Origin of the sequence: Pseudomonas sp. PS02288, assembly GCF_029959715.1 — a bacterium.
Taxonomy (GTDB): Bacteria; Pseudomonadota; Gammaproteobacteria; order Pseudomonadales; family Pseudomonadaceae; genus Pseudomonas_O; species Pseudomonas_O kuykendallii.
This window is the reverse complement of the sequence record NZ_JASCPA010000016.1, coordinates 40,427-66,447: the sequence shown is the minus strand read 5'-3', so window position 1 is coordinate 66,447 and position 26,021 is coordinate 40,427. Positions and strand designations below refer to the sequence as shown.

Annotated in this window: 17 protein-coding genes; 16 read left to right on the top strand and 1 reads right to left on the bottom strand. The window is 57.4% G+C overall.

Annotation, left to right across the window (positions count from 1 at the left end):
- The first annotated feature begins 59 nt into the window (after window positions 1-59).
- The 16 genes from QMX85_RS09135 to QMX85_RS09060 all read left to right on the top strand — a co-directional run bounded on the left by QMX85_RS09135 (window position 60) and on the right by QMX85_RS09060 (window position 24,735).
- Window positions 60-1,121, top strand: coding sequence for an ADP-ribosylglycohydrolase family protein (locus tag QMX85_RS09135; RefSeq protein WP_059319039.1), 1,062 nt, complete (start codon window positions 60-62; stop codon window positions 1,119-1,121).
- A 14-nt stretch (window positions 1,122-1,135) separates the two neighbouring features.
- On the top strand, window positions 1,136-1,513 hold the full coding sequence (locus QMX85_RS09130) for a hypothetical protein (RefSeq protein ID WP_023127674.1): 378 nt from the start codon (window positions 1,136-1,138) through the stop codon (window positions 1,511-1,513).
- Window positions 1,514-1,694: 181 nt separating this feature from the next.
- Window positions 1,695-2,591, top strand: coding sequence for a WYL domain-containing protein (locus QMX85_RS09125; protein ID WP_282340026.1), 897 nt, complete (start codon window positions 1,695-1,697; stop codon window positions 2,589-2,591).
- Window positions 2,588-3,358 (top strand): hypothetical protein, encoded by a 771-nt coding sequence (locus tag QMX85_RS09120; RefSeq protein WP_282340023.1) that lies wholly within the window; start codon window positions 2,588-2,590, stop codon window positions 3,356-3,358. Before QMX85_RS09125 ends, QMX85_RS09120 begins: the two co-directional genes overlap by 4 nt.
- A complete protein-coding gene (locus QMX85_RS09115) occupies window positions 3,351-3,896 on the top strand; it encodes a BREX protein BrxB domain-containing protein (RefSeq protein WP_023127677.1) in 546 nt (181 codons plus the stop codon). The genes QMX85_RS09120 and QMX85_RS09115 overlap by 8 nt, the downstream gene beginning before the upstream one ends.
- Before the next feature lie 63 nt (window positions 3,897-3,959).
- Complete coding sequence (gene brxC, locus QMX85_RS09110; protein WP_059319043.1) at window positions 3,960-7,424, top strand: BREX system P-loop protein BrxC; 3,465 nt, start codon at window positions 3,960-3,962, stop codon at window positions 7,422-7,424.
- Window positions 7,424-10,966, top strand: a complete 3,543-nt coding sequence (locus QMX85_RS09105) for an N-6 DNA methylase (protein ID WP_282340017.1) — start codon at window positions 7,424-7,426, stop codon at window positions 10,964-10,966. Before brxC ends, QMX85_RS09105 begins: the two co-directional genes overlap by 1 nt.
- A gap of 44 nt (window positions 10,967-11,010) precedes the next feature.
- Window positions 11,011-12,285: an AAA family ATPase gene (locus QMX85_RS09100; protein ID WP_282340015.1), complete on the top strand. Its 1,275-nt coding sequence runs from the start codon at window positions 11,011-11,013 to the stop codon at window positions 12,283-12,285.
- Window positions 12,282-12,920, top strand: coding sequence for a retron system putative HNH endonuclease (locus QMX85_RS09095; RefSeq protein ID WP_282340014.1), 639 nt, complete (start codon window positions 12,282-12,284; stop codon window positions 12,918-12,920). Before QMX85_RS09100 ends, QMX85_RS09095 begins: the two co-directional genes overlap by 4 nt.
- 37 nt (window positions 12,921-12,957) lie before the next feature.
- Window positions 12,958-14,754 (top strand): DUF262 domain-containing protein, encoded by a 1,797-nt coding sequence (locus QMX85_RS09090; protein WP_282340013.1) that lies wholly within the window; start codon window positions 12,958-12,960, stop codon window positions 14,752-14,754.
- Between the two features lie 40 nt (window positions 14,755-14,794).
- Window positions 14,795-17,113 (top strand): BREX-1 system phosphatase PglZ type B, encoded by a 2,319-nt coding sequence (gene pglZ, locus QMX85_RS09085; RefSeq protein ID WP_282340012.1) that lies wholly within the window; start codon window positions 14,795-14,797, stop codon window positions 17,111-17,113.
- Between the two features lie 6 nt (window positions 17,114-17,119).
- A complete protein-coding gene (brxL, locus tag QMX85_RS09080; RefSeq protein WP_282340010.1) occupies window positions 17,120-19,162 on the top strand; it encodes a protease Lon-related BREX system protein BrxL in 2,043 nt (680 codons plus the stop codon).
- 8 nt (window positions 19,163-19,170) lie between these two features.
- Window positions 19,171-20,415, top strand: coding sequence for a hypothetical protein (locus QMX85_RS09075; protein WP_282340008.1), 1,245 nt, complete (start codon window positions 19,171-19,173; stop codon window positions 20,413-20,415).
- On the top strand, window positions 20,412-21,011 hold the full coding sequence (locus tag QMX85_RS09070; RefSeq protein WP_282340006.1) for a hypothetical protein: 600 nt from the start codon (window positions 20,412-20,414) through the stop codon (window positions 21,009-21,011). Before QMX85_RS09075 ends, QMX85_RS09070 begins: the two co-directional genes overlap by 4 nt.
- Entirely contained in the window at window positions 21,008-23,782 is a 2,775-nt protein-coding gene (locus tag QMX85_RS09065) for a hypothetical protein (protein ID WP_282340004.1), read from the top strand. Before QMX85_RS09070 ends, QMX85_RS09065 begins: the two co-directional genes overlap by 4 nt.
- Window positions 23,779-24,735 carry a hypothetical protein gene (locus tag QMX85_RS09060; RefSeq protein ID WP_282340003.1) on the top strand — a complete coding sequence of 319 codons (957 nt, stop codon included), beginning with the start codon at window positions 23,779-23,781 and terminating at the stop codon, window positions 24,733-24,735. The genes QMX85_RS09065 and QMX85_RS09060 overlap by 4 nt, the downstream gene beginning before the upstream one ends.
- Window positions 24,736-24,861: 126 nt before the next feature.
- On the opposite strand, the gene QMX85_RS09055 is transcribed toward QMX85_RS09060, so the two are convergent.
- On the bottom strand, window positions 24,862-25,857 hold the full coding sequence (locus QMX85_RS09055) for an IS5-like element ISPsp6 family transposase (RefSeq protein WP_003282265.1): 996 nt from the start codon (window positions 25,855-25,857) through the stop codon (window positions 24,862-24,864).
- Window positions 25,858-26,021: the final 164 nt, after the last annotated feature.

The window sequence follows — 26,021 nt, the reverse complement described above, 5'->3', positions numbered from 1 at the left end:
GCTGTAGCTAGTCCAGTACACAAGTTGGATGTGCGGTTCCTGATTGGAGGGGCGTGAAGATGAATCAACTGGATCGAATTCGCGGTTGCCTGCTGGCCGGTGCGGCTGGCGATGCTTTGGGCGCGGCGGTGGAGTTCATGGATTGGCCGAGCATCCGGCAGAAATTCGGCGAGCGGGGCATTCGGGATTTTACCCCTGCATTCGGCAAGCTGGGCGCCGTCACCGACGATACCCAGATGATGCTCTTTACCGCCGAGGGCCTGTTGCGAGCCTGGGTTCGGCAAAGTGCACGCGGTATCTGCCATCCGCCTTCAGTCATCCATCATGCGCTGCTGCGCTGGTACATCACCCAGGGCGGCAAACCAAAGGCTGAGGTCACGCAGGATGGCTGGCTAATCGGTGTAAAAGACCTGTGGTCGAGCCGCGCGCCGGGCATGACCTGCATGAGTGCGCTGGGCGCCAGCCAGGCGTTTGGCGACAAGGCCAGCAATGACAGCAAGGGCTGCGGTGGCGTGATGCGTGTAGCACCGCATGCGTTCTTCCCGCAAGCCTTCGAGTTGGCGGTCGAAAACGCACACCTGACCCATGCCCATCCCAGTGGATATCTGGCAGCGGGCCTGTTTGCCGACATTCTGCAGCGGATCTTCGAGCAAGGTTGCGACCTGAAAGACGCCATCCGCCAGAGCCTGGCCGAACATGGCCAGAAACCGGGCATGGCGGAAACCCGTGAGATGGTCGAGTACGCCCTGCGCCAGAGTGAGGCCGGTATCGCGCCTACGCCCGAAGGGATTGCCGTGATGGGTGGCGGTTGGGTGGCCGAAGAAGCCTTGGGCATTGGTCTGTGGTGTGCCCTGATGGCCAACAGTCTGGAGGAAGGTATCTGCTGGGCGGTCAATCACACCGGCGACAGCGACAGCACGGGTCTGATTGCCGGCAACCTGCTGGGTATCCAGTTGGGGCCTGATGCCATTCCCGAGCGCTGGCTGGAGTCGTTGGAGTTACGCGAGGTGATCGAGCAACTGGCGCATGACATCGAGTGGGTACCGCGTACCTATTGCGGGGATTACAGCTCAAATGTGGCTGAGGATGAACGCATCTGGGCGCGCTATCCCGGGTCCTGATAGGGAGCAAGACCATGAGTCGCAGAACGAAAAGTGATGCCCTGCAATGGCTGGCCGCTGGATTGGCGGTGTTCTTGCTGGTCAGTGCCCAGGCTCAGGACCGAGACCTGGATAACGACGGACTCTGGGATTACAACCGCGGCGGCATCGACCGGGATGTCGATAACGACGGCACGTGGGATTACGACAAGGGCGGCATTGACCGCGATTTGGATAACGATGGGACTTGGGATCATGGCGCCGGAGGCATTGATCGGGATGTCGACAATGATGGCAGCTGGGACCATGACGCCGGCGGGATTGATCGTGACCTCGATAACGATGGCCTGTGGGACGAGTCGGCCGACGGCATTGATAGGGATCAGGATAACGATGGAGTGTGGGATGAGTGAGTCGCTGATCATGGCTGTCTGTGCTGAATTGACGGTCGATGGGGAAAAGGGGCCATACATGCCTCAGTTGCTAATAAATGCCTGATGCGCATTGCGAAAATGCTACTGGTTCGCTGTGTCTCACTTAGTTATCATCATTTTTAGCAGGATTGCTTGACCCATTTGGAATAGGCCCCCTCGTATGCCCGATATCGCGCTAAAAGACGCTTCGCCTAATCAGCGCGAACGACTGTGGCAGATCGACTTTCTGGTGCGTTTTCGTGGGCAGGTGAGCCGGCAAGATCTGGTGCAGCGTTTTGGAATCGCACGGTCTAACGCAACACGCGATTTCACTCTTTACCGGCAGTTAGCACCGGCAAATCTCGACTATGACCATCGCGAAAAGGTGTATCGGCGTACTTCGGTGTTTAAGCCGCTTTTCACCTACGACTGTGACCACACGCTGCAAACTCTGACCCTGGGCCAAGGTGTCGGCTTAGAAGCTTGCGCTCAAGTCATTGTGGTTGACGCTGCTCCTACCCTGAATCAGCCCGATCTTGAGACGCTGGCTTCGGTATCTAGAGCCATTTATGCCGGCAAAGCGTTGAGGATCAGTTATGTGTCAGTCAGTAGCGGAGAAGCCAGCCGAGAAATCGTTCCACACAGCCTCGTCAATACAGGTCTGCGCTGGCATGTCAGAGCGTACTGCAGGACTCATGCGCAGTTTCGCGACTTTGTACTAACCCGCATCACCTCCAGCGATGAGGTGCCCGGCGGAATAGACGAAGCGGTTGAGGCCAGAGAGCAGGATAAAGAATGGAATCATGAAGTGGATTTGGAGTTGGTACCGCATCCCAACGCTCGTTATGCCCGCGCCATTGAGCTGGACTATGGGTTGAAAGCAGGCCAATCCATCCATGTATCTGTACGGGCTGCTACTGCTGGCTACCTCTTGCGCCGCTGGGGCGTCGATTGCAGTCCTGATGCCCGTCTGAATCCAGATGAGTACCAACTGGCACTGCGCGATCCTAACGGTGTCGCCAAGCAGGTCAACCTCGCCATTGCCCCCGGTTTTAGCCTGGAGACAGTCCATTCATGACTGCACAGCAGAAGTTTGGTTTCAAATTTGGCCGCAACGGCGCGCACTCGGCACGCACCATGATGCTGGCTGAAGTGACCGAGCTGTTTCATGGCCGTGGCGTTGATGCCAGCGCAGCGCAGTACCAGGAGGATATTGAGCTCTTTAATGTTCTGCATAAGCCCACTGAAAAAGCCCGCAAATTGACATGGCGCCATTTGGTCGATTTGTACGCCATGGATAAGGAGGTCGTGCTCTTTCGTACCTTCCGCCGCCTGTGGGAGAGCGATGAGCGTGCGCGTGCTTTATTGACCTGCCAAATGGCCCTCGCTCGCGATCCACTGCTGCGACTCTCGCAAAACAAAATCATGGGATTGGCCCCAGGCCAGCTGCTGCCGCGTGAAGAGATGGAGCAAGCTTTCGAAGAGCAGTTTCCTGATCGCTACAGCCCGGCCATGCTCAAGTCCTTGGCTCAGAACGTGAACGGTACCTGGACCAATGCGGGCTTCTTACAAGGTCGCAGTAAAAAACACCGTACCGAGCCCGATATTCATCCGGTCAACGTCGCCTTTGCACTGTTTCTTGGCTACCTGCAAGGCGCCAGTGGCAACCGCCTGTTCAACACCGAATGGACCAAGCTGTTTGGCTGCCGCCTGGAGCGCTTGCTAGAGCTGGCCCGTCAGGCCAGTTACAGCGGTCTGTTGAATTTCAAACACTCCAGTGAGGTCGTGGAAGTCACCTTCCCCGACTACCTGACCAAGGAAGAGGAGGGCTGGCTGCATGAGTAACCGCCTAAACCGTCTGCTGAAAAGTTACAGCAACCACATCAGCCTGCCGTGGATCAGCGGTCTGGCCAACGAGCAGCGGGTGCTTTTTGCCGTCTATCACAAGGAAGACGAGCTCAGGCTGCGTGCCCGTATCGAAGAGTTTCGGCTGGCTACCGAAAGTGCCGGCCACCCATGGCTGGAGCTGGACATCACTCGGTTGTTTCCAGACTGGATGGCACAGCAAAAGTACCGCGAAGACTATTTCGAAGACCCGGACAGCCTCACCCCGAAATACAAAACCTTCGCTCGCCAGTCGGTAACGGACTTGGCTGAGCGCATCAAGGATCAGGCCGACAGCAACACTCTGGTGGCCTTGGTTGGCTGCGGCACCCTATTCGGGTTTGCCTCGGTCTCCGATTTCGTCAAACAGCTGGCCGAGCATGTGCCGGGGCGCTTGTTGGTGCTATTCCCCGGCGAGTACGTCAACAACACCTACCGCCTGCTGGATGCCCGCGATGGCTGGGGCTATCAGGCCACCGCCATTACTGCAGACAACTGAATACCGGCACACATTGCCGTTTTGAATTGAATAGCGCCAATGCGCACAGGGAGTACGCCCAGGATGTTGAACCGCGAGATTTACGACCTAGACCCGCAACAGAACCGACTGGAAAACAACGGTGTTGCCGAGGTCAAAGACGACCAGTCCCAGCAGGCCCTGAAAACCCTGCGCTACGAATTGCAGACCTTTGTCTGTGACGGCGAATACCAGGCGGGTCTCGATAAAATCCTCTCCGCTTATCTGCGCAACCTGGGTGACGGGCACGAACAGCCCGGCGTGTGGATCTCTGGTTTCTTCGGTTCGGGTAAATCACACCTGGCTAAAATGCTTCGTGCTCTTTGGACCAACCAGGAGTTCAGTGATGGCGTAGCAGCTCGCGACATCGCCGATCTGCCCCAGGAGATCAAGGACCATTTCAAGGAGCTAAGCATCCAAGCCAAGCGCCACGGTGGCCTGCACGCCGCATCGGGTACTTTAGGTGCCGGCGCCAACAACAATGTGCGCCTGGCCCTGCTGAATATCGTCTTCAAGTCCGCTGGCCTGCCGGAGCAGTACCACCAGGCGCGCTTTGTGCTGTGGCTGCATAAGCAGGGCATTTTCGATCAGGTTAAAGCCCACGTTGAAGCAGCAGGCGACAACTGGGATGACGAGCTGGAAGACCTCTACGTTTCCAGCAGCATTTCACGTGCCTTGCTGGCTATCGACAGCACCCTTGGCGATGACGTCAAACAGGTGCGCCAGTTGCTGCGCGAGCAGTACCCCAATGTGCAGGATGTGACCAACCAGCAGATGGTCGACGCCATCTATGACGCCCTAGTGAAGGACGGCCAGTTCCCGCTGACACTGGTGGTGCTCGATGAGGTGCAGCAGTACGTCGGCTCGGACTCGGAAAAGGCCCACCAGGTACAGGAAGTCGTCGAAACCTGCTGCAAGAGCTCCAAATTCAAAAGCAAGATGCTCTTTGTTGCCACCGGCCAGAGTGCGCTCTCGGGCATGGCTAACCTGCAGCGCCTGCTCGGGCGCTTCCAGATTCCCGTGCAACTGTCGGATACCGACGTTGAATCGGTGATCCGCAAGGTCATCCTGCGCAAGAAAGCCTCTGCCCGCCCGCAGCTGGAGCAGGTCATGAACGCTCACCTGGGCGAAATCTCCCGGCAGCTTCGCGGCACCAAGATCGAGCACCACCGCGACGATGAAAAGGTCATGCTGGCCGATTACCCGCTGCTGCCGGTGCGCCGGCGCTTTTGGGAAAAGGTCCTGCGTATTGTCGATACCACCGGCACCGCCTCGCAGCTGCGTAACCAGCTCAAGGTCATCCATGAGGCGGCCCAGGCCACGGCCGATCAGCCCCTGGGCCACGTGGTTGCTGCGGACTTTATCTACAACCAGATCTCGGTCAACCTGCTACAGACCGGGGTCATCTCCAAAGAAATCGCCGAAATCATTGGCCGACTGTCAGCCGGTGATGCCGACGATAAACTCAAGTCCCGCATCCTCTCCCTGGTGCTACTGATCGGCAAACTGCCCACCGACCCGACCGCAGACTGTGGCGTGCGCGCCACCGCCGACATGCTCGGCGACCTGCTGATTGATGACCTTAACCAGGGCAAAGACACCATCCGCACCCAGGTACCCAAGCTACTGCAGGAGCTGGCCGAGGAGGGGCTGGTCATGCCCATGCAAACCAGCACCGGCACCGAATACCGCCTGCAAACCCAGGAAAGCGCCCAGTGGTACGACACCCTCCGTCAGGAAGAGGCCGATCTGCGCGGCAACTTGCAACGGGTCGAAAACATCCGCGTGGATCTGCTGCACAAGGAACTGCGCCGACAGATCGCCCAGGTGCGCCTGACCCAGGGCAAATGCAACGAACCCCGCCAGGTCATTCCCTGCTTTGACCCCGAGCTGCCAAAAGACGCCAGCGACAAGATTTACGCCTGGGTGCAGGATGGCTGGGCGCTGGATGAAAAAAGCTTTATGACCGAGGCCCGCAGCCGCAACCCCAGCGAGCCTACTATCTTTATCTATGTGCCGGCACGCAACCGTTCCGAGCTGACCAACGCCATTACTGCCGAACACGCCGCCCAGGCCACCCTGGACAAGCGCGGCATCCCCAATACCGATGCCGGCAAAGACGCCCGCAGCGCCATGGAAACCCGCCACCGCGATGCCCAGAAACAGGTGCAAGCCCTGCTGCGAGAAATTTTCGAAGGCGTACAGGTGCTGCAAGCCGGCGGCAACGAGGTGGACGGCAACAGCATCAGCGACCGCGTCGAAAGCGCCGCTAAGGCCTCACTGGTAAGGCTTTACCGCGAGTTCGACCAGGCTGACCATCCAGCCTGGGGCAAGGTCTATGAGCGTGCCAGCAAAGACGGTGGCCAGAACGCGTTGGAACTGCTCGGCTACAGTGGCGATGCCGAGCAACATCCCGTGTGTGCCGCGATCAAGCGCTTTATTGGTGTCTCGAAAAAGGGCAGTGAAATCCGCGAGCACTTCCTGGCCGCGCCCTATGGCTGGCCACAGGATGCCATTGACGGTGCGCTCTATGTGCTGCTTTCCAGCGGCATCCTGATCGCCGCCGATAGCCGCAACAACCCGGTCACCGCCAGCAGTCTTGATCGCAAGCAGATCACCCAGGCCAGCTTCCGTCCGGAAAGCATCACCATCCGCCCGGTGGACATGATCAAGATCCGTGGTGTGCTCAGCAGCAGTGGTATCGAGTGCCAGCCGGGGGAAGAGGCCAACAAACTGCCCCTCCTGGCCGAGAAGGGGCGTGAGCTGGCCAAGCGCGCCGGTGGGCCTGCGCCATTCCCGGCAGTGCCAGATACCAAGGTCTTTGACGAACTGGCCCGCCAATCCGGCAATGCCCAGCTCAAGCAGGTACTGGATGAGCAGGACGCGATCAAGCAGGCCATCAAGGACTGGGCCGACACCGCCAAGCGTATTGACGCTCGCCGTGGTGACTGGACGCTGCTGACCAGTCTGCTCGACGCCAGCCGTGGCTTGGCCTTCCACTCGCCCATTCAGGCCGAAGCCGATGCGATTAGCCAGCAACGCTCGTTGCTCGATGAGCCGAACCCGGCCACCGCGCTGATCCAGCAGCTGGTCAGCAAACTGCGTGATGCTATCCAGTTTCACGTTCAGGCTTACTTGGAACGCCATGCCGACTGCTTGGATCAGCTGCAAGCCGATAGCCACTGGCAGCAACTGAATGATCAGCAACAACGCGCCATCCTGGAAAAACGCAAGCTGCTGACCCTGGAACAACCCACGCTGAATGATGCTGAGGCGATTCTTGACAGCCTCAGCGAGGTCAGTTTGGAGCAGTGGACCGATCGCACCGACTCCCTCGCCAGCAAGTTCGACAGCGCTCGCCTGGAAGCCGCCGAACTGCTGCAACCCAAGCTGCAGCGCATCAACTTGCCGCGCAAAACTTTTGAAAGCGAAGCCGATATCGATGCCTGGCTGGCCGAAGTCAAACAACAGATTCTCAGCAAACTCAACGACGGACCGGTGACCTTCTGATGAGCCAAGCCACACACCGCCAGCCCCTCGACAAAGCCCTGCGCCGTGCGCTGGAAGCTACCGTCGTCAAAGCCCGTGACATCGCCGAAACGGCCGCCAGCCAGGCGCTTACCCGCCTGAGCGTGGGGGAGGCCAAAGCGGCGGACTACCTCAATGACCAGCAACGCCAGCTGCGTACAGGTCTGCGCGCCCACGGCCGCCAGCTAGGTGACAGCAAACAGGCCAACGGCCAGCAAAGCCTGAATAAGCTGATCACCGAAGTTGCCTACGAGCATTGGCACCGCATGTTGTTCGCCCGTTTTCTGGAGCAGAACCATCTGCTGATGTACGACGAGCACACCCCGCTGACTCTGGCTGAATGCAACGAGCTGGTGCAAGACCCGGACACCCTGCGTGATGAGCTGGAGCGCCGCTGCAACAGCGGCTGGGAGCTGGCCGGCGTGCTGGCCTCGAAAATGCTGCCGCAAATCTTCCGTATCGACTCGCCGGTATTTGCCCTGGAGTTTGCCCCCGAGCACCAGCGCGAGCTTGAAAGGCTGGTTACCGGCCTGGCCGCAGAGACCTTCCAGGCTCAGGACAGCCTCGGCTGGGTCTACCAGTTCTGGCAAAGCAAACGCAAAGATGAGGTGAACAGGTCAGAGGTCAAGATCGGCGCTGATGAACTCTCACCCGTCACCCAGCTCTTTACCGAACCCTACATGGTCAGCTTCCTGCTGGATAACAGCTTGGGGGCCTGGTGGGCCGGTCAACGCCTCACCGGCCACGATTGGCTAGCCGCCCAAAGCGAACAGGAGTTGCGCGAAAAAGCCGCCATTCCCGGCGTACCGCTGAGCTACCTGCGTTTTGTAAAGGATGAGGCAACCCAGCAATGGCAGCCAGCCTCCGGCACCTTCGACAGCTGGCCGCAGCAACTGAGCGAGCTGAAAACCCTCGACCCCTGCTGCGGCTCCGGCCACTTCCTGGTTGCTGCCTTTCTGATGCTCGTACCCATGCGCATGCAGGCCGAGCAGCTCAACGCCCGCCAAGCCATCGACAAGGTACTCAGCGAAAACCTCCACGGCCTGGAGCTGGACCAGCGCTGCGTTGAGCTGGCCGCCTTTGCTGTGGCTTTGGAAGCCTGGCGTTACCCCGATGCCGGTGGCTATCGCACACTACCCGAACTGCACATGGCCTGCAGTGGCCTGTCCATCGCTGCTGCCCGCGATGAGTGGAAAGAACTCAGCCGCAAGGCCGGCAAACAGAACCTGACCATTGCCCTGGACTGGATGTACCAGACCTTTAAGGATGCACCGGTGCTCGGCAGCCTGATTAACCCGCGCCGCAGCAAGGCCGCGCAAATTGCCCAGTGGAGCGAACTGCAGCAACTGCTGGGCGAGGCTCTGACTCAGGACCAGGCCAATCAGCAAGGTCAGGCCGATGGCGAAATCGCCGCCCTGACTAATCGCCTGGAGGCCGGCATTGTCGCCCAAGGCTTGGCCAAGGCCGCTGAACTGCTGGCTGGCCAATACACATGGGTTATCACCAACGTGCCTTACCTGGCACGCGGCAAGCAGCACGACACCCTGAAGGACTACTGCGAAACCTATTACCCCGAAGGCAAAAACGATCTGGCTACGGTGTTTCTCGACCGTTGCCTGGAGTTCTGTGAGCAGGGCGGTACCGCCAGTATTGTGCTGCCGCAGAACTGGCTGTTCCTCACCAGCTACCGCAAGTTCCGCGAAAAGCTGTTGCAGAACGATAGCTGGCATTTGATTGCCCGTATGGGGGAAGGAGCATTTGAGTCCTCAGCAGCTGCGGGGGCCTTCGTAGCTCTGATTACCCTGAGCCGTGGCAATGCCGCAGGCCAGTCGGCGGATCTGCTGCACAGTGGCGAGCAGGGCAATTGGATTCGCGGGGTGGATGTGTCCGAACCGCGCACGGCGGCGGAGAAGGCGGCGGGGTTGTTGACGGATGAAGTGAAGAGTGTGGAGCAGGGGAGGCAGTTGGAGAATCCGGATGCGAGAGTGAGCTTGGACGTTCTTCAAGAAGAGAGACTGTTGTCTGAGTATGCTGATAGCTTTCTGGGTTTGGGGACTGGCGGCTTTGAGCAGTTTGGTCGTTGCTTCTGGGAGTTTAGTGTTAAACAGGCTGGTTGGGACTTTTTACATTCGTCTTCCCAGAATGATGGTGCTGTATTTGACGGCTTGTCGTTGTTAGTGGCCTGGGATCATGAAGTCAACAGAATTAGAGGGATGGACAAGCTCTACCGAGAGCGAATTCACAATCAAGATCAGAGTGGTCAGCAAGCCTGGAACAAGAAAGGTATTTCGATCGCACTAATGAGAGGTCTGCGTAGCTCAATATTTCTAGGGAATCGCTACGATAAATCTATGGCGGCCATTGTCCCGAAGGACATTAGGACATTAGTAGCTATATATGCGTTCTGCTCATCATCAGAGTTTCATGATCGTGTCAGAGAGGTCGATCAAAACGTAATTGTGGCTAATGGGACTCTGGTCAAGGTTCCATTTAATCTTGAACGCTGGACAAAAGTCGCCGAAGAACAATACCCTCACGGCCTTCCCCAGCCCTACACCAACGACCCCACGCAATGGATCTTCCACGGCCACCCCTGTGGTTCGGTGATCTGGAACGAAGACAGCAAATGGACCGCCCACGGCGAACCGCGTGTCGATGATAGCGTGCTGCAAGTTGCCGTCGCCCGCCTGCTCGGCTACCGCTGGCCAGCAGAGCTGGACCCGGAGATGGAACTGGCTGCTGAACAGCGCGAATGGGTCAATCGTTGCCAGGCACTGGCCGATTTTGTCGATGACGACGGCATTGTCTGCCTGCCGCCGGTGCGCGGTGAAAAGGCCGCCGACCAGCGCCTGGAAGCCCTGCTGCAAGCCGCTTACGGCGACGCCTGGACCACTCCACTGAAAAACCGCCTGCTCGATGCCGTTGGCAGCAAGTCCATTAGCCTCTGGCTGCGCGACAAGTTCTTCGAGCAGCACTGTAAGCTGTTCCAACACCGGCCCTTTATTTGGCATATCTGGGACGGCCTCAAGGACGGCTTCAGCGTCCTGGTCAACTACCACAAGCTCGACAAAGCGGGCCTGGAGCGCCTGATCTACACCTACCTAGGCGATTGGATTCGCACCCAGCAAGCAGGCCTGGCCAACGGCGAAGACGGCGCCCAGGAACGCCTCGCCGCCGCCGAAGCTTTGAAGAAAGAGCTGGAAGCCATCCTCGAAGGCGAAAAGCCCTACGACATCTTCGTCCGCTGGAAGCCTTTGGCTGAACAGCCTATCGGCTGGACCCCCGACCTCAACGATGGCGTGCGCCTGAACATCCGCCCGTTCCTTTACGCCCGTGATGTCAGCAAAAAAGGCGCCGGCATCCTGCGCTGGGCGCCCAATATCAAATGGACCAAAGACCGCGGCAAAGACGTCGAATCCGCCCCCTGGTACACCCTCGGCCTGCAATACGGCGAAGGTGAAGGCGCACGCATCAACGACCATCACCTGAGCTTGGCTGATAAGCGTGCCGCGAGGAATAGATGATAAAGTCCGAAGTAGTTACGACCGGATGGACTTGGAGCCTCTAAATGCACGTTTCAGAACTTAAGCTATTGAACTTTAGGGGTGCTGAGAGCCTTTCGGTCAGCCTCGACGAGCACTTGAATGTATTTGTCGGGATGAACGGCTCCGGTAAATCTAGCATTCTCGATGCTGCGGCGATTATGTTGTCTTGGCTGGTAAACAGAATACGTTCGGCTTCGGCATCTGGCCGCCCTATTGGGGAGACGGATATTCGTAATGGAAGTTCAGCAGCAACTATCGAGATAGTTTGCCATGATGAAAGCTATTTTAGCTGGAGTCTAGCTAAAGCGCGTTCCGGCTACAGTCGTAAAGACCACATGTCTATCTTGATTAGTGCGACAGAACGCGCCAAACACTACCAAACTATGATTTCCGACAGTCTGGGTGAGGTAAATGTCCCAGTACTGGCATATTACCCAGTCAACCGAGCTGTATTGGATATCCCTCTGCGGATTCGCAACAAGCACCAATTTAGCTTGCTAGATGCCTACGATGGCGCATTGACCAGTGGAGCCAATTTTCGAACTTTTTTTGAGTGGTTCCGTGAGCGGGAGGATCTGGAAAATGAGAATCGCCGCTATCAGGATGACCTGATCAAACCTGAGGGATATGCCTTTCCGGACCCCCAGTTAGAGGCCGTTCGAGGGGCGTTGTCGATCTTCATGCCGGACTTCAGTAACCTCACAGTAAGGCGTAAGCCCTTGCGCATGGAGGTTGAAAAACAAGGCCAACGCTTGACTGTCAACCAGTTGTCAGATGGTGAAAAGTGTCTCATGGCGATGGTTGGCGACCTGGCGCGTCGACTGGCGATTGCTAACCCGGTGCGTAAGAACCCGCTAGAAGGTGATGGTGTCATCCTGATCGATGAGATCGATCTGCACCTTCACCCCAAATGGCAGCGGATGCTAATTCCCCGTTTGCGTGAAGTATTTCCGAATTGCCAGTTTCTGGTATCGACCCATTCACCGCACGTGATCACTCATATTCAACCGGAGCACTTGCATCTATTGAAAATGGAAGGTGGTGCCTTGGAGGTTGTTGCTGTCGCCGAGTCCTACGGTAAAAGTGTAGATCGCATCCTTGAGGACATTATGGGGCTTGAGACCACCAGGCCTGATGCTGTTCACCATGACTTGCAACAGCTGCACGATCTTATCCAGCAGGGGGATCTTAAGAAAGCTAAGGCTGAGCTGGCGGCCCTGCATGAAAAAATTGGAGCTGACCCAGCTTTGGTCAAAGCGTCTGTGCTGATCAAGCGCATGGAGCTGATCGGCAAATGAAACACATTGTAAAGAGGCTTGAACCAGACGTTTTTTCCGCTTGGAAAGCGCTTGAGAATCCAAACTGGACACCAACCTATGACGATCTTAGGGGGGCAGAAAAGCAAGCAGTTAAGACCTCGCTAATGCAAGAGCAGGGCTATCTCTGCTGCTACTGCGAGCGCCAGCTTAGCGATGATGACTCGCATATTGAGCACTTCAAGCCGCAGCATCTGGCCGACGTAGATCCGCTTGATTACGCAAACCTGCTTTGCTCCTGCCAGAACCGGCTGGACAAGGGGGTGCCGCGCCATTGCGGTAATCTGAAAGGGGACTGGTTTGATTCTCACTTGCTGGTATCGCCTATGTCACCGGACAGTGAGGCGCGTTTTTCATACACAGCTGATGGCCGTATTCACCCGAGCGCAGATGACGCTGCTGCATTGGCAACGATTCAACATCTTGGGCTTGATATTCCCAAACTCATCAGTCTGCGTTCTGCGGCAATTGCCCCATTTTTGGATGAAGACCTGAGTAACGAAGAGCTGAGTAGGTTTGTTGAAGGGTATCTGCTTAAGGACGCTGAGGGGCATTATGCTCCGTTCTGGACAACTATCCGTGGCTTGTTCTGTGGTGCAGTTGAGGTGGTTAGTTGACTGCTGAAAAGGAGTTTCGAAAAGTGAATAGTGCGCGATGATCAAATCCGTCTTCAACTACCCGGTCTCCACCCTGCTCGATATCGAGAGTGGGGTGGTTTATGCCATCCCGCGCTACCAACGTGAGTACACCTGGAGTCGGGCGCAGTGGGATGCGCTGTTCGACGATTTGCTGGAGAACGAGCCGAATTACTTTCTTGGCTCGATCATTTGCATCAATCAGTCACAAGACGCTTTGTCAGTACAAAGCCTGGAGCTGGTGGATGGTCAGCAACGCATGACTACTTTGTCGCTGTTGCTAGCTGCGATCTACCAAAGCTTCAGGGTGCTGCCCAACCTGGGCATGGAGCAGCAGATTGAGCTGTATAACCTCAAGCACAAGCTGGTGCTGAAGAGAAAGTCAGACCAGCCACGATTGATCCCCCAGGTGCAGAACAACAATCAGCAGGATTACTTCGCGGTGCTCGGCAAAGCCGGGATTTTGGACGATGTGGAGCAGGTGCAGCACGCAGGTAACCGCCGTGTGCTGAAAGCCTACCGGCACTTTCTGTGGCGTATTGAGCAGTATCTGCAAGAGCTCAGTGAGCCAGTCGCGGGCTTGCAAGCTCTGCTGGACAAAGTGAACACCGCCACCCTGGTCAAGATCGAGGTGGCCGGTCATTCGGATGCCTACACCCTGTTTGAATCGCTGAACAATCGTGGCGTGCCGTTGACGGCTATTGATCTGATCAAGAACAAGCTACTGGCTGTGCTTGAAGCGAAGGACTCGGGCAGCATCGACAAGCACTACAACCGCTGGAAGAAAGTCATCGATGCCCTGGGTGATGACTATGCGGTGCAGGAGCGATTCTTCCGTCAGTACTACAACGCCTTCAAGCCTGATTTGAAGGACATCGTCTCGGTGCCGGTGGCGACCAAGTCCAACCTGATGCAGGTGTACGAGAAGCTGATCGCCCATGATGCTGAGAGCTTCCTGCAGGCAATGATCCGGCTCTCTGCCCATTACGCTCAGATCGTGGGTTACCGCGCCGTACCTGAGCAGCCAAAGCTATCCGGTCTGCTGTTGTCGCTGGATCGTATCCAAGGGGCCGCAGCCTATCTGTTGTTGATGGTGCTGTTTGAGCGTAAGGACACCCTGGAGCTTGAGCAGGAGCACCTGGAGCAGGTGGTGCATTTCCTCATCGCCTTCTTTGTGCGGCGCAACACCACCGACCTGCCGCCTACCCGAGACCTGACGCGGATTTTTATGGATGTGGCCGAGACAGTGCTGGCGTTAAAAGGCCAGGCAGTGGTCAGCCATATCCAGCAACGCCTGACAGGCGAAAGCGCCAGTGACGAGCAGTTTGAGAAGAGCCTTAAGGGACCTGTCTATGAAGACAACAAGGCCGTTTGCCGCTTTGTGCTTTGCGCTCTTGAAGAAAGTCGTATGACCCTTGAGACCCGGGTTGATCTCTGGGCCTTGAAAGGCAAGCAGTATGTTTGGACGATCGAGCACATTTTCCCGCAGGGTGAAAACATCCCCGATACCTGGGTACAGATGATCGCCAACGGCGACGCTGCGCTAGCGGAACAACAGCGCCAAACCTACGCCCACTGCCTGGGGAACCTAACCATTTCTGGCTACAACAGCGCTCTGGGTAACAAGAGTTTTGCCGAAAAACAAAGCCGGCTGGATAGCCAAGGGCGCAAGGTGGGCTACAACAATGGCCTGCACTTGAACCAGGCGTTGGCCAATGAGACCAGCTGGACCGTGGATAAGCTCAAGGCACGCACGGATCAGTTGGTGGCAGAGGTGATGGCGAAGTATCCGCTGGAATTGCCGCCGAAAGACTGAGCCGCAATGACCACGAACCGAATGAAGACCTGGATGCGCCATGAAACTGATTGATTTGCTGGCCGATGAAGTCCGCGCCAGTGCCGCTTACAACTCAAACGTGCAAGCCGCGCCCAATGTCATTCTCTGGACTGACAAGTTGCGTCAGTGGGAGTCGGCATTACCCATGTTGCAGGCTGCTCTGCCGGAACTGATCGTGCTGGGCAACTATGCACCTGAACGCAAAACGGGTCCGGCAATCTGGATTAAATGTGTGGTCGAGGGCGTCTTGCCTGATGTTGGGTTGCCAGCTGGCCGGACGCCTATTGTCTATCTACCAGGCTTTGAAAGGCGTGATTTACGCGCCATTGCTGCCTGCCCTGATTCGCTCAAGCCGCTGGCTGAATTGCAGTACCGGGGCTGTTGGTGGATCTATAGCAATGCGGGGCGTGACTGGACGGTGAATGCCTTCCTGGTCTCCAGTAACGGCGGTGCCGGGCTTGATGTGGCCAAGGATGAGAAAACCCAGCAGGTCATGTTGCGTGTATTGCCTGAGATTCTCGAAAGCGAACGCGATGACTTGAGCAATCGACGTCTGGAAGCGGCGGACTTTAACAAGCTGGTCAGCAGCGACCCTGTGCGTGACCTGCTCAGCTGGATGAACGACAGCCAGGCCTGTCGTGAACGCTGGGAGTCTTCCCGATGGCAAGCCTTGGTCGGTATATGCGAAACCGAGTACCACTTCAATCCAGAGCTGGATGGCGAACTTACGGCAGCTGAGCTGCTATGCCAGCGTCAGGGTGTCTGGGAGGGTGTTTGGCAACGCTTTTTGGAGTCATGCACGCATTACCCTCAATTGCCGCAGCTGCTATTGAAGGTGCAGGCAGATTTGGCGGCCAACGGTGCCAGTTACCCTTCGATCAACGCCATTGAAGAGCAGCAGCTTGAACGTGATCTAAACGGACTGTTGCAGCTTGATCCGGCGAAAGCGCGTCTGAGCATCGTTCAGCTTGAGAGCCATCATGCGGAGCGCCGTAACTGGGTATGGCATGCCCTGGCTATGGCTCCTCTGGCAGGGGTGTTGGCGCATTTGGCCGAGATCGCTAAAGCCACCTCCAACACGTTTTCTGGTACTGATCCTGAGGAAATGGCGAGCCAGTATCGCGACTGCTATTGGCGTGCAGATGATCATGCTCTTCGCGCATTGGCCTATCCGCTTTCATCTGGCCAACAGGTATTGGTGCAAAGTCTTCTGGATTTGATCTACACCCCCTGGTTGGACGGCGTTACGCGCAACTTCCAGAGCCTTGTGCGTAGCAAGGGCTACCCAGGCATTGATCAGGTGAACGAGGCCACGGCGGAGTATGCCGTGGCAGGTGAGGCAGTATTTTTTGTTGATGGCCTGCGCTTTGATACGGCGCAACGCTTAACTGCCAAGCTGCAAGGTCTGGGCGAAATTCAGCTGGACTCGAACTGGGCAGCATTGCCCTCAGTGACGGCAACGGCCAAAGCAGCGGTAACCCCTGTGCATGATCGCCTGACCGGCCGGGTAACGGACCGGGACTTTGAGCCGAGCCTTGCAGATGACGACAAGGATTTTTCTTCCTACTACCTGCGCAAGTTCCTCGAAGAGAAAGGCTGGCAGTATCTGGAAGAGGGGGAGTCGGGTGATCCGGCTTCGAATGCCTGGCTGCAAAGTGGTGACATTGATAAGGAAGGCCATGTTAAGGGCCTGAAGCTCGCAGCACGCATCGATACCTTACTCGACGAGGTCGTCGAGCGTGCCGAGGAACTGATTGCTGCGGGTTGGCGCAAGATTCGAATTGTGACTGACCACGGTTGGATACTGACGCCAAGGCCGATGTCGAAAGTCGACTTACCCAAGCACCTGACCGAAACGCGCTGGGGTCGTTGTGCGGTGATCAAGGATTCTGTGGACTCGGGCTATCAGCAAGTGGGCTGGTATTGGAATAGTGCAGTCAGCATCGCCATGGCGCCTGGCGTCTGCAGCTTCAAGGCCGGTCAAAACTATGACCACGGTGGCCTGAGCTTGCAGGAGTGCATGACGCCGGTGATTCAGATTCGCAATACCAAGGCAGTCACGGCCGTATCTGCGGTGACCGCGGCGCTGTCAGATATTCGTTGGTTGGGCCTCACCTGCAAGATTCAGGCTGAAACCACGGCTGAGGGCGTATTGGCAGTGCTGAGGACTCACCCAGCTGATCCGGACTCTGAAATAACCAAGCGCAAGCCGCTCAAAGAGGGCAAATGCAGCTTGTTAGTAGATGACCAGTTTGAGGGCAGCTCAGCGGTTCTGGTGCTGCTGGATGATCAAGGTAACGTGCTGACGAAGAAGCCGACACTGGTAGGAGACGAATAAGTGGAAATGGATACGCTGGACCACAAGGCCGCAACAGCCTTTGAGGGTTACCTGGTCCGAAAGGATCTGGTGCGAACCTTTGCCCGCCAGTTTCCGGTACCGACCTATGTGGTCGAATTTATGCTGGGCCGCTATTGCGCCTCGACCGACCCTCAAGAGATCGAAGAGGGGCTTGAGATTGTGCAGCGCCAGCTGGCCTCTCGCACTGTGCGCGCCGGCGAGGAGGAGCTATTCAAAGCTCGGGCCTACAAGGATGGCTCGGCCAAGCTGATCGATATTGTCAGCGTGCGGTTCGTGGAAAAAGAGGGTGGTTACCTGGCCAGCCTGCCTAGCCTGAATCTGAATCGGGTGCGCATCCCCGACAAGATTGTTGATGACAACGAGCGGCTGTTGACCGGTGGCTTTTATGCCGAGGTCACCCTGGAATACGACAGTGTGATTGCCGAGGAGAAGGGCAACGCCTTTGGCATCTCAGAGCTGCGGCCGATCCAGATGTCCAAGCGCAATGTTCTGGATATTCTGGCGGAGGCCCGCAGTAACTTCAGTAGCGCGGAGTGGCGCGACTTTCTGGTGCGATCCATTGGCCTGGAATCCAATGCACTGACCCAGCGTGCCAAGGATGCCATCCTGCTTCGGATGGTGCCCTTCGTGGAGCGCAACTACAACATGGTCGAGCTGGGGCCGCGTGGTACTGGTAAGAGTCACCTGTTCCAGCAGGTATCGCCTTATGCGCACCTGATTTCGGGCGGCAAGGCGACCATTGCCAAGATGTTCGTCAACAACGCCAGCGGGCAGCGCGGTCTGGTCTGCCAGTACGATGTGGTCTGTTTTGACGAGGTTAGCGGGATCTCCTTCGATACCAAGGAAGGGATCAACATTATGAAGGGCTACATGGAGTCCGGTGAGTTCAGCCGTGGCAAGGAAAGCATCCGTGCTGATGGTTCCATGGTGTTTGTCGGCAACTTCGATGTGGATGTCGAGCACCAGCAACGAGTTGGCCACCTCTTTGGCCCGCTGCCAGCTGAGATGCGTGACGACACAGCCTGGATGGATCGCATCCACTGTTACCTCCCGGGCTGGGATGTACCGAAGATGAACAAGGATCTGACCACGGACCACTTTGGTTTGGTTAGTGACTTCTTCTCGGAATGCATGAGCCGACTTAGATTCGAGAGCCGCGTGTCAGCGATGCAAAACCGCGTTCACCTGGGCGGTGCCCTTAGCGGCCGTGATACGAATGCCGTTAACAAAACGGTTTCTGGTCTGCTCAAACTGATGTACCCCAACCAGGATATGCCCGTCTCCGACGAGGATCTGGAGTGGGCAACCCGTTTGGGCCTTGAAGTGCGCCGCCGCGTAAAAGAGCAGCAGAAGCGGGTAGGGGCTGCCGAGTTCCGTAACACCCATTTCAGCTACTTCATCGGTGACGATGGCGTCGAGAAGTTTGTTGCCACGCCCGAACTCAGAGCTGACAACGAGATTGGTGACGATCCGCTGGAGCCAGGCCAGATCTGGGCTATCAGTGAAGGCGGCGCTGACATTGATGACAATGCTGGTCTGTACCGTATCGAAGTTAACGGTGGACCAGGCTCCGGGGTGAAGATTCTCAACAATCCCGCACCGGCTGCGTTTAAGGAGTCAGTGCGCTATGCCGAGCAGAACCTGTATTCACGCGCTGTGCAACTTATAGGTGATCGTGATCCGCGCTCCCATGAGTTCTCCATCCAGCTGCGGGCATTTGATGCCGCAAAACGAGGTTCCAAGCTGGGCATGGCAGCATTGATCGCCATGTGCAGCAGCCTGCTGAAAAAATCAGTTAAAGGCGGACTGATCGTTGTCGGCGAGATCAATTTGGGCGGCTCTATTGAGCCCATCAGCAACGCAGTAAATATCGCTGAGCTTGCGGTTGAGAAGGGCGCGAGCGCACTGCTCATGCCTGTTACGGCGAGGCGTCAGCTGTATGACCTGTCAGACGACATGGCGACCAAGATCGATATCCAGTTTTATCAGGATGCACGGGATGCGTTGTTGAAGGCGATTGTGGAATAGCTAAGCACATGGCTAATCCACGCTCTCTGGTATTCGCCCTTTATAGCCACTGGCCGGTGGTCGAGTGGCTGGTACAGCGCACTCGAGAGATTCCAGCATTTGAATCAGAGCAAGTGCTGGCGCTGATCAGTAAGGTTGATCCAGGCATGCCGCGAGACGCCCGTGAGAATGTTCTGCGAGCGCTGATCAACACCGAAATTCTTCGCGTGCTCCCCAGGGATGAGCTGCTGCAGCTCAATCCCTTGGTGCTTGAATTCGTCCGTGGTCTGAACAGGGAGCATGAGCTTGGGCTATCTGCAGTGCTCCAGGCCCGAGTGCAAGGAATTCGTGATGCTACAGAGCGCCTGAATGAGGCAATCGAGGGTAATGACCTGGATCTGCTGCGCCAGTGCGCCGTACAGCTTATTGAGTTGTTCCGCCAGATAGCCCAGCAGCTGGATCAGGATCGCCACGCCATTCTCGAAATCGCCGAGAAAGCCAAGAGCACTGAGGCGCATGTGCCGGCCGAGCGCCGTTACCGTCAAGTGCTGCAGGCCTATGATGATTACATCGAGCCGATGGCGGAAATGATGGACAGCGGCCCGTCGGGCAGCTTTTACCGATTGCTGGAGGATGCAGAACGGCAGATTGACTACTGCCAGGAGAAGCTCGCTGTTCAGGGGGCGCTTTACACCTTGCGTATGCTGGTACGTCAGGCCGGCTTTCAGGTCAAAGAGCTTCGTCGGCTTGGCCGGGAGGTGCTGAAGCAGTGCAGCGATACGCTTTTACCATTGCGTGAAGAGCTCAGGCGGCATAACAGCCTGTCTGCTGCCGTCAGCCAACTACTCGGACAGGTGCGAAAGCGAGGCTTGTCGCGGACATTCCGCCAACCTGACTTCCCTGTCTGGCGCGCAGAGCGTCCCCGGCGGGTAACGGTTGGCGATGAGGTGCTCACCATCATGGCTGAGGCCCTGGCATATGAGCCTGTGAGTCAGGCCTTCCCCGATGAAGCTCCAGCTGAGTCAGCAACAGAGCTGCAGTTCGTCGATGGTGTCGAGCTGCGCGAGCGCCTGGCTGCCAGTGGCCCTGTGCCTAGCCTGCTTGACTGGATACGGACGAACTACGCCTACCTGGATGATGCCACTGTCCTGCGCCTTTACCACGAGCTTGTTAGGGAGCTGGAGTGGGAGTTTCAGCAGGACGACCAGAAGCTCAGTACTGACCTTAATCGGCTGCGCGTCACTCACTACCCTCATGGAATACCCGCACGATGAATCAAGCAGCCACACTTCATCTGGGCCGTTTGCCGAGCCTTGGCCCGCTGTTTGATTTGTTCAATGCGGGCAAGCACCTGAATCATATTGCAGAGCCCGTTCTGTGGGCTGAGCTCGAGAAAGAGCAGGAGCAGTACCAGGCGCTTTTCGGGCGTCTTGGCTTCACACTGCACGTGGATAGGCGCGGGTTTGCCTGGTTCCACTTCGACAATGCGAGCAGCAACGTCAGCCGCACCACACGCCAGCTGGCTCTGTTGTTCATGCTGCTGTTCGAGTTGAAGGCCGACGAGGGGATGCACCTGCACCGATTCGGTGACTGGATCATTGATCGCGCTGTGCTGGCAAAGTTGCTGGAGCGTGGCCACGACTTGCTTTTGGCAGAGGGGCTAGAGGAAGAGTCGCTCGTAGGACTGCTCGATCGTGCGTGCGCGTATGGTTTTGCTGAGTCAGCTGCCGGAGGTTGGCGGCTACTACCTGCCGTCTGGAGGTATCTGGACCATTTTGTGAAGCTGGCCGGGGAGCAGAACGACGAGCTTGAAGAAGGTGTTGATGTGACCGAGGCCATCGAGACCAGTGAAGAGGATGAGCCAGCATGATGGATTATGGATTTCAACGGCTGGTGCTGCTTAACAGTGCAGGCTACGAGCGCGCAGAGTTACCTTTGGATGCGTCTGTATCGCTGGTGGCTCCGAACAATACCGGCAAGACCAGTCTGATCAATGCCCTACAGTTCCTGCTGATCATCGACCGGCGTCGTATGGACTTTGGTCCACACGATGTAGAGCGCAGTCGGCGCTTCTATTTCCCCAACAACAGCGCCTACATCCTACTGGAGGTTCTGCTGCCCGATTCAGGCAGTGTGGTGCTTGGATGTGTTGGCAAGGGTGTCAGCAACGACTACGAGTACTTCGCTTACCGTGGCCAACTGAACCTCGACGATTACCGGCGCGATGACGGCTGTCTGGTGGCACAACCGCAGCTGCTGAGTCATTTAGCCACTCGCGGCTTGCTCGCCCAACGCTATAGCGGTAGCGAGTTCACCAGCATGGTGTATGGCAACAGTCGGCGGGGGCGGGGAGAAAACGGTGACTTCACAATTTTCCGCCTGGAACAGGCCCGCCACGCTGAAGTATTCCAGCGGGTGCTCACCCGAACTCTGCGCTTGGACAAGCTGCAATCCAAGGAGGTGAAGGACTACCTGTTGCAGATCTTTCACCGAGATCTTTCGGACGCGGGCATCGACTTCAAGCAGGAGTGGGACAAAGCTTTCGCCGATGTAAATGCCGACCGAGAGCAGTACCAAGCTGCCCAAAAGCAGCTGGAACGGATCGGCCGCCTCGAAACGCTGTATGAGGAGCGCTTGCAGTTGCGCGGCAAGTTGTTTCACCTCCGTCCGCTGATCGATCAGGCGCTGCAGGACTGGCAGAGCTATTACCAGTCTCGCTCAGCTGACCTGCAACAGACCCGCGCCGGCATCGAGCAAGCCGAAGAGCAGCTGCAACATGACCGGGTAGAGTGGTCTGCTGCCCGTGAGCGCAGCCTGCAGACTGAGGCTGCGCTGAAGCGCGAGGATGAGCGGCAGGCTGAACTGGAGCGCCGGTTCGCGCTGATCGACCGACGCGAGACGCTGGAGCGTAGCATCGAGCATGCGCGTGCAGTCTACGAGGCCCAGGTTGCGCTCGTTGCCGGAGTACAGGGTCGAAGCCCCAATGAGATTGTTCGCGATCGCAACAGGGTTACGCAGGACGTGCAGCGGCTCAGTCGCGAAAGAGCAAGCCTGACGGGCAACCTCTATCAGCATCTGCAGCGGGAGTTGAACGCGGAGCAGCTGGCTGCCCTGAACCGGCTGTTCGCACGGGAGGTTATGACGCTGCCGGAGAGCGGCTTCCGTCTCAACGGCGAGCAACTGCATCAAAGCCTTGAGAAATGGCTCAGCCAGGCTGGCCGCCTTGAACTGCCGGGACTGGATCTGCAGTTGGCTGACCTGCCCGACCAGCACCGTCAGCGCAGCGCTGAAGAGATTGATCAGGAGTTGTCTGACCTTCAGCGCCAGCTGGCTCAGGTCGATGAGCAGCTACAGGCTGCGGAGCAAATTCGGGCCGCTGAGGCACTCAAGCTTGAACGAGAGCATGACTACCAGCAGGCCCTGCGCGAGCTGGAAGCCTTTGACGAGCTCGCCAGCTTGCGCGAGCGCGGAGCTGAGCGCGAGCGATCTCTGTTGGACTGCCGGAGCGTCTTGGCTGATTTGGAGGCCAAGCTGAGAGGAGTCCATGCCGAGGTGCAGCGTCTTCGAGAACAGCTGGATGGCATACGTAAGCAGCAGGATGAACTCGACGGCCAGCACGGGGAGATCTGTACTGGCCGCGATCGGCGCAGTGATGGTGACCCTATCTTCAGCTATCTGGCTGATCTGCCGCATCACACGTGGGTTGGGGCTGCAGAGCTGGCTATTGAGCAGTTGGCCGAGCACCTGCGAGAGTATCAGCAGGACTGCCGCCGGCTGCTGAGCCTTGAAACTGATGTACGTGGGTTGCTCGCCGAGCTGCATGCGGATGGTTTGACCAAGTTCCAGACGGCCGACGATCCTGACGAAGAGATCCGCCTGATGATCGAGTTTGGCCGGCATCTGCCCCAAGAGTTCGAGGCCATCGAGCGTAAGGCGCGCACAGCGGTGGTCAACGTCACGGCGTGCCTGCGGCAATTGCGAGGCAGCCTGAACGATTTCAAGGCCAAGATGCGCCAATTCAACCAGCTGATCGGCCGGCGTCGGTTGTCTGACCTGTCGGTATTCAAGATCGAGCCTGAAGACGAGCAGGAGCTGGTCTGGGCGATCGAGGCGCTCATCAGCACAGCGGAGCAGGTGGATTCTGGCCAGAGCTTTGAGCTGTTCGACCACGGAAGTGTGCTCGATGATGAGAGTCTCACACGGGCAAAGGCCCTGCTAATCCGAGAGGGTGATGCCCGAGGCGGTCTGGCTGTTGAGCATCTGTTTCGTCTGAGCTTCATCGTCGGCAAAGAGGGCCAGAAACCTGAGGCCTTTGCTGATATTGATGGCGCTGCCTCCAACGGCACGGTGCTGATGGCAAAGTTGGTAACGGGGCTGGCGCTACTGCACCAGATGCAGGACAAGCGCTATTCGGTTCGGGCTGCCTGCTACTTGGATGAGGCGCTGGCGCTTGATGGGCCAAACCAGACGAGCTTGATCGACACAGCTGCTGAGTTCGGTTTTGCGCTTATCTTCGCCTCTCCCGCGCCACTGGCAACCGTTCGTTACTGCGTACCAATCACTCGCCACGGCGGACACAATCACGTCAGCCGCAAGAATTGGCAGGAGTTGGAGCCGCGCGTGGCGGGAGCTGGTGCGTGAGCCGTTCACTGGCCGATGCACTGGAAAAGCTGCTTGTTGCTGGCGGTAGGCTGGCTGCCAGCCAACTGACAGCTGCCCAGCGCGGAGCGCTGGAGGAGTTCGCTCGGAGAACCCTGGCGGTGCGGTTGTCAGTTAGTGGTCGCGGCAGTCTGTATCAGATTGCCGCCCTAGAACAGGTTCAGGCCCACCTTGCTCAGCTAAGGCCGGGACACACGGAAAATGCGGCCAGTGTGATCCCGCAGCGCGCCCTCAACATGTCGCGGAACCGTGACAGTAAAAGTGGTAGTGCGCGGCACTCGGTACAGTACCTGCTGCTTAAAGCCGTAAACGACGGGCAGTACTGGCGTGATGGCAAGGGCCAACTACTCGATGTATCGCAGCTGACGCAGACCTGCGGGGCTGCCGCTTTGGCTGTGCAGAGCGGCGATGATTGGCACACGGCTGCGCCCTTGTGGCTGATCGAGAACCAAGCCCTGTTCGACGATATCAGCTGGCTGCCCGCCGATGCGAGCGGCACCTTGTGCTACTACTCCGGACAGCTGAGCGGCCTGCTGCTGTACTGGTTGGCCGAGAGACCGCGGGCTTCACAGGTAATCCTTTTCCCCGATTACGACGGTATTGGGCTTCAGAACTTCGCTCGACTCTATGAGCTCATTGGGGACACGTGCAAACTCTGGTTAATGCCGGATTGGCAGGAGCGGTTGAGGCTGTATGGCAATCAACGGATTTGGCAGGACAACTTAGCGAACTATCAGGATGCGGTAAGTCGACTTCGATCGTTGGGCATGCCCAGCGAGTTGGCCGAGCTGTGTGATGCTCTGCAAGGAATGGGCTTGGCATTGGAGCAGGAGAGTGTGTTTTTACGGCGGGGAATTTCTCAGCAACCGGTGAATAAAATGATTTCAGAAGACCTTGAGCTGATCGAAATTGCTAAGGAGACGCTGAACAATTAGCCAATTCTCACCGTCCCCCTTTTTCAACCCGGTTTTTTCAACCTACCGGCCTTATTCTGCGTTTCTTGGGCCGATTTCTACCCTGATTTTGCTGATTAGCGGGCCAGCCCCGCCTTTCGGACGGACTTATCCCGCCGTCCGTTGCAAATACCGCTTGGCCAGTACCAGATTGGCCAACCCAAACAGACTGAACAACTGCGCCGTATTCTTTTCCAGTCCACGGTAGCGAACCTTACGATGATTGAAGCGCACCTTGATCACCTGGAAGGGATGCTCGACCTTGGCACGCAGCTGCGCCTTGGCGTATTCGACTTTGCGCTTGACTCGGTACAGCACGCTGTCTTTGCCGTGATGTTTGTAACTGCTTGGCCGTGCTGCAATCGACCAGACAACGTCCCGTTCAGCATGCTCCGGTCGCTTGGCCGCACCAGTGTATCCAGCGTCACCCGAAACATAGGTTTCGGCGCCGTGCAGCAACTGATCGACCTGGGTGACATCCGCCACGTTGGCGGCAGTCCCTACCACGCTGTGCACGAGTCCCGATGTGGCGTCGACACCAACGTGGGCCTTCATCCCGAAGTGCCATTGATTGCCTTTCTTGGCCTGATGCATCTCAGGATCACGCTTACCTTCTCGGTTCTTGACCGAGGGCGGCGCGGCGATCAGGGTAGCGTCGACGATAGTGCCTTCCTTGAGCAGCAGACCCCGGCTGGCCAGATGCTGGTTAATCGTTTCAAACAGCACCCGCGTTAGCTGATGGGTTTCCAGCAAGCGGCGAAATCGCAACAAGGTAGTGGCATCCGGTGCCGACTCACGGCCCAGGTCGATGCCGATGAAACCACGAATGGCCTGGCTGTCGTAGACGGCATCTTCGGTACCTTCATCGGAGAGACCGAAACACTGCTGCACGACATACATGCGCAGCATGCGCGACAACCCAATCGCAGGGCGTCCACGCTTGCCTGTGGTGTCGCTATAGAACGGCGCCACTTGCGCCTCCACTTGTGCCCAGGGCACCAGCTGTTCAAGGTCAGCCAGGAAGCGATCTCGGCGAGTCTGCTTTTTCTTGCCGGTGTATTCGAGTTCGGAGAAGGTCTTCTGCACGCGCGTAACAAAGCTCATGGAGGGGGCTGGTTGAGGGGGCTCAGTGTGCCAAGGGTGGGGGCGGCTGGCTATTTATGCAGTGTCTCCCTAAGTCTCGTTCAAGTGAGACAGCCCTCCCAGTCAATCTGGATGACTTGTAGGTGTGGTCTATGAGCTACGGTTGCAGTTCAATCCAAAAAAAG

Coding starts and splice junctions, on each gene's coding strand:
- QMX85_RS09070 (WP_282340006.1), top strand. CDS start 20,412: ATGAATCAAGCAGCCACACTTCATCTGGGCCGTTTGCCGAGCCTTGGC.
- pglZ (WP_282340012.1), top strand. CDS start 14,795: ATGAAACTGATTGATTTGCTGGCCGATGAAGTCCGCGCCAGTGCCGCT.
- QMX85_RS09055 (WP_003282265.1), bottom strand. CDS start 25,857: ATGAGCTTTGTTACGCGCGTGCAGAAGACCTTCTCCGAACTCGAATAC.
- QMX85_RS09120 (WP_282340023.1), top strand. CDS start 2,588: ATGACTGCACAGCAGAAGTTTGGTTTCAAATTTGGCCGCAACGGCGCG.
- QMX85_RS09105 (WP_282340017.1), top strand. CDS start 7,424: ATGAGCCAAGCCACACACCGCCAGCCCCTCGACAAAGCCCTGCGCCGT.
- QMX85_RS09125 (WP_282340026.1), top strand. CDS start 1,695: ATGCCCGATATCGCGCTAAAAGACGCTTCGCCTAATCAGCGCGAACGA.
- QMX85_RS09115 (WP_023127677.1), top strand. CDS start 3,351: ATGAGTAACCGCCTAAACCGTCTGCTGAAAAGTTACAGCAACCACATC.
- QMX85_RS09135 (WP_059319039.1), top strand. CDS start 60: ATGAATCAACTGGATCGAATTCGCGGTTGCCTGCTGGCCGGTGCGGCT.
- brxC (WP_059319043.1), top strand. CDS start 3,960: ATGTTGAACCGCGAGATTTACGACCTAGACCCGCAACAGAACCGACTG.
- QMX85_RS09075 (WP_282340008.1), top strand. CDS start 19,171: ATGGCTAATCCACGCTCTCTGGTATTCGCCCTTTATAGCCACTGGCCG.
- QMX85_RS09065 (WP_282340004.1), top strand. CDS start 21,008: ATGATGGATTATGGATTTCAACGGCTGGTGCTGCTTAACAGTGCAGGC.
- QMX85_RS09100 (WP_282340015.1), top strand. CDS start 11,011: ATGCACGTTTCAGAACTTAAGCTATTGAACTTTAGGGGTGCTGAGAGC.
- brxL (WP_282340010.1), top strand. CDS start 17,120: ATGGATACGCTGGACCACAAGGCCGCAACAGCCTTTGAGGGTTACCTG.
- QMX85_RS09090 (WP_282340013.1), top strand. CDS start 12,958: ATGATCAAATCCGTCTTCAACTACCCGGTCTCCACCCTGCTCGATATC.
- QMX85_RS09130 (WP_023127674.1), top strand. CDS start 1,136: ATGAGTCGCAGAACGAAAAGTGATGCCCTGCAATGGCTGGCCGCTGGA.
- QMX85_RS09095 (WP_282340014.1), top strand. CDS start 12,282: ATGAAACACATTGTAAAGAGGCTTGAACCAGACGTTTTTTCCGCTTGG.